Here is a 3,920-nt window from a genome sequence, read left to right as displayed (position 1 = left end):
CCAGCAGCTCAAAAGACCAGCGAATTAGTCTCATCTTGATAGCGATTTGGAATTAGTCGGGAAAATACTTTTTGACGCAATCCGGACAGAGCCCGTGGGTGGTATCCATCTGCATTTTTTTGCTCAGATAGGATTCAAACGGATGCCAGTGATTCTCGTTGTTTATGGTCATGATCGTCGGTTGGGCTAAACTTAACATCACTTTGGCGGTTGGCAATGCCCATGATGCACACCTCGGATTTTACATAATAACGTGAAATTCCTGTGTTGCGCTTGCGCCCCGGCTAACGTAGGTTCACCGGAGCTTTGTATGAAAGTATATATTGACGGAAAATTCTACGATGAGAAGAACGCCAAAATTTCGGTGTTCGATCATGGTCTATTGTATGGTGACGGCATCTTCGAGGGGATTCGCGCGTATAACGGCCGCGTCTTCAAACTCAAGGAACACGTCGCGCGCCTGTATGATTCCGCCAAAGCGATTTTGCTGACCATCCCCATGACGCAGGAGGAAATGGTCAAGGCGACCGTGCTGGCCTGCCACAAGAATAATTTACGGGACGGATATATCCGCCTGGTGGTCACACGGGGGGTGGGCACGCTGGGCCTCAACCCCAACCGCTGCGCCAACCCATCAGTGGTCATCATCGCCGACAAAATTCAACTGTACCCGCAGGAGATGTACGATCAGGGCATGGCCATTGTCACAGTGGCAACCACGCGCAATCTGGTCAATGCCATCAATCCGGCGATCAAGTCGTTGAATTATCTCAACAACATCCTGGCCAAGATCGAGGCGAACATTGCCGGGGTCGAGGAAGCGATCATGCTGAACACCGAAGGCTTTGTGGCGGAATGTACCGGCGACAACATTTTCATTGTCAAGGGCGACCAGTTGCTCACCCCGCCGCTTTCCGCCGGCGCGCTCTACGGTATCACGCGCGGCACGGTGATGGAAATCGCGCGCGCAACGGGGCTCAAGGTGTCGGAACCCAATTTGACCCGCTATGATGTGTACTGCGCGGATGAATGTTTCCTGACGGGCACGGGCGCGGAAATTATTCCGGTCACGAAAGTGGACGGACGGCAGATCGGGACGGGTAAGCCGGGGCCGACCGCCCGCAGCTTGATGGAAAAATACCACGCCCTGACCCGGGTTTCCGGCGAACCGATTTTTAGATAAGCGAGCCGAAGCCAAGCCGCGGATATGTTGTGCTGCATTTGTAAAACCAAGCAAGCCACTGTACACCTGACCCAGATTGTGGAGGACAAGGTGCAGAAGGGGGATTTTTGCGAAGACTGCGCCAAGGAGAAGGGGATCAATGATCCCGCCGGTTTCTCGCTGGCGGATTTACTGCTGGGTTTGGGGGCCTCCAGCGAGATGCAGCAGGCCGTGGCGGGCGGGGAAGGGCGCTGCCCCAAATGCGGCTTCACGCAGGCGGACTTCAAGAAAGCCGGGCGGTTTGGCTGTTCCGAATGTTACCAGGCATTTTCCGAAGGCTTGGAAAGCCTGCTCAAAAGCATGCACAAAGGGACGCGGCATGTGGGCAAGGCGCCGCAGGCCTTGCGCGGCAAGACCGATCCGGGCGAACGCATCAAACAACTGGGCAAACGCCTTGAAGAAGCGGTGGCACTGGAGAATTTTGAAGAGGCCGCGCGTTTGCGGGATGAACTCAAGCAACTCAAGGCCAAACAACCATGAACCTGCACGAGTTTCTCATTCCGCCGGCGGAAACCACGCGGCAGCGGGGGCCGCACGACCGAATCGTTATTTCCAGCCGGGTGCGCCTGGCGCGTAATCTCAAGGATTTGCCGTTTCCGGGTTGGGCGAAAAAGCCGGAACGGCTGAAGGCGCTCGAACTGTTGCAACCCACAGTGGCCGCCTTGCCGCCCATGGCGGATGCCTTCGTCGAAACCATGGACAACCTCACCGCGCTGGATAAGACCATCCTCGTGGAACGCCATTTGATCAGTCAGGAGCACGCCGCCAAAAACACCGGCAGCGGCTTGGTGCTCAATCGTGCGGAAACGCTCTCCGTGATGATCAATGAGGAAGATCATTTGCGGATGCAGGCGCTGTTGCCCGGCCTGCAAATTCGCGCCGCGTGGAAGTTCATTGACGAGGTGGATACGATGCTCGAGGAAAAAGTCCCGTACGCCTTCAGTCCGGTCTATGGCTACCTGACGGCGTGCCCGACGAATCTCGGCACCGGCATCCGCGTCAGCGCCATGTTGCATCTGCCCGGCTTGGTGCTGGCGGAGCAAATCGGCCAGATCATCCAATCGGTGAACAAGCTGGGCCTGGCCGTGCGCGGCTTGTACGGGGAGGGCACGGATGCCTCCGGCAATGTGTTCCAAGTGTCGAACCAGATGACGCTGGGCGAGGAGGAAGTCCGGATTGTTGAACGGCTGGAAAAAGTGCTGAACCAAATCATCGAGCACGAGGAAAATGCGCGGGCCAAATTATTGGAAGGCAAACCCAAGGTGGTGCTCAACCATATCGGGCGCGCGTTTGGCATCCTCGCCAATGCGTACAGCATTTCCTCGAAAGAGGCGATGAACCTGCTCTCGCTGATGCGCTTGGGCGTGGACCTCAACCTGTTCCCGAAGGTGGACCCGGCCCTGCTGGTCGAGCTGTTTTTAATCACCCAACCGGCGCATTTGCAGAAACAATTTACGGAAAAACTTGGCGCCGATGAGCGGGATATGATCCGCTCCGACATGCTCCGCGAGCGCTTGAAGGTGGTGCCTCGGCCACTGGATAAACCGCCCGCACCACCGTCAGCACCATCGGAAAGCTGAAGTCATGGGATCATGACCAATGGTAGGAGCCGACGTAATTCCAATGAGCTTTCAAGCTGAGACTAAGGCGCGCAGGATATTGGGCGGCTGGCGAGACGCGAGCGAGGCGCATACCCGTCCCGACCTGTCGGGATAACGAGCGAGCAACGAAGCCAGCAGCTCAAAAGACCAGCGAATTAGTCTCCGCTTGATAGCGATTTGGAATAAGAAGTCTCAAATTTGATCCTCAACGGCGTCGCCCACCGCAGTTCTCCGGCACGGACCGCAGCGTGGAGTTAAACCTTTGCCGACGCTTCATCCAGGGTGAGGTCCACGATCAAAGCCGCGTAGCCGCCGCACGTCAGTCGGCGCTGAATTATTTCCCGGCCTTTTCCCCTTTCGCGTGTTTGGCGCGGTTCGCGGTTCAAATTCCCTTGGCTATCGGCGATCAACGATTGGCGATTTTTTGTGTTCCCCAATTTGCATTTTACAATTTTCAATTTGCAATGCTTGGTTTTCTACTCACCCCATCGCTCCCATTCGTCCCATAACTCCTATCCTCTGAAATTTGGAATAACTGATAACTGATGACTGATCACTGGTTACTTCTAGCTTTAGCCTTTTTATACTTTTTCAATGCTGCTCCGCTCCACCCACCGCCACACCGTCCGCCGCATCATCCGTGTTCTCCACCGGACCGCTGCCAGCACCGCGCAATCCAGCATCACCAAACTGCTCATACGGGGGGTGCAAAGTACATCACGTTTTAACCCACTGGCGATTGTAGCTTTGCCTTGATTCCAAATACGGGGGGTGCAAAGTTCATTGCTTTTCTTGCGTGGTGGTCTGTAAGCTTTGCCTTGATTCCAAATACGGGGGGTGCAAAGTGGAATCCTATTATCCTAATTGTAATGTTCGCTTTGCCTTGATTCCAAATACGGGGGGTGCAAAGTGACCTCAAAGACCGCCAACTCAGCCTCCTCGCTTTGCCTTGATTCCAAATACGGGGGGTGCAAAGTTGCCACGGTGGTGGGATGGTTTAAGTATGTGCTTTGCCTTGATTCCAAATACGGGGGGTGCAAAGTATTTAGAGCCCGTCCCGGAAAAGCCGTTTTCAAAACATGCATAAGATAAGCTAT

3 protein-coding genes and 1 CRISPR repeat array are annotated in these 3,920 nt (G+C 55.0%); all 3 genes read left to right on the top strand.

Annotation, left to right across the window (positions count from 1 at the left end; all coding sequences use genetic code 11):
• The first annotated feature begins 310 nt into the window (after positions 1 to 310).
• Genes ilvE through WCO56_29185 form a run of 3 tightly spaced genes read left to right on the top strand, consistent with a single transcriptional unit; the run spans position 311 to position 2,802 of the window.
• Positions 311 to 1,183 (top strand): branched-chain-amino-acid transaminase, encoded by an 873-nt coding sequence (ilvE, locus tag WCO56_29195; protein MEI7733677.1) that lies wholly within the window; start codon positions 311 to 313, stop codon positions 1,181 to 1,183.
• A gap of 24 nt (positions 1,184 to 1,207) precedes the next feature.
• Positions 1,208 to 1,702, top strand: coding sequence for a UvrB/UvrC motif-containing protein (locus WCO56_29190; protein MEI7733676.1), 495 nt, complete (start codon positions 1,208 to 1,210; stop codon positions 1,700 to 1,702).
• Positions 1,699 to 2,802: a protein arginine kinase gene (locus tag WCO56_29185; GenBank protein ID MEI7733675.1), complete on the top strand. Its 1,104-nt coding sequence runs from the start codon at positions 1,699 to 1,701 to the stop codon at positions 2,800 to 2,802. Before WCO56_29190 ends, WCO56_29185 begins: the two co-directional genes overlap by 4 nt.
• A 699-nt stretch (positions 2,803 to 3,501) precedes the next feature.
• Positions 3,502 to 3,866: a CRISPR direct-repeat array (repeat unit 36 nt; unit sequence GCTTTGCCTTGATTCCAAATACGGGGGGTGCAAAGT).
• Between the last annotated feature and the right edge of the window lie 54 nt (positions 3,867 to 3,920).

The sequence above is a fragment of the Verrucomicrobiota bacterium genome (assembly GCA_037139415.1).
Classification (GTDB): Bacteria; Verrucomicrobiota; Verrucomicrobiia; order Limisphaerales; family Fontisphaeraceae; genus JBAXGN01.
This window is presented reverse-complemented; position numbering and strand designations above follow the sequence as displayed.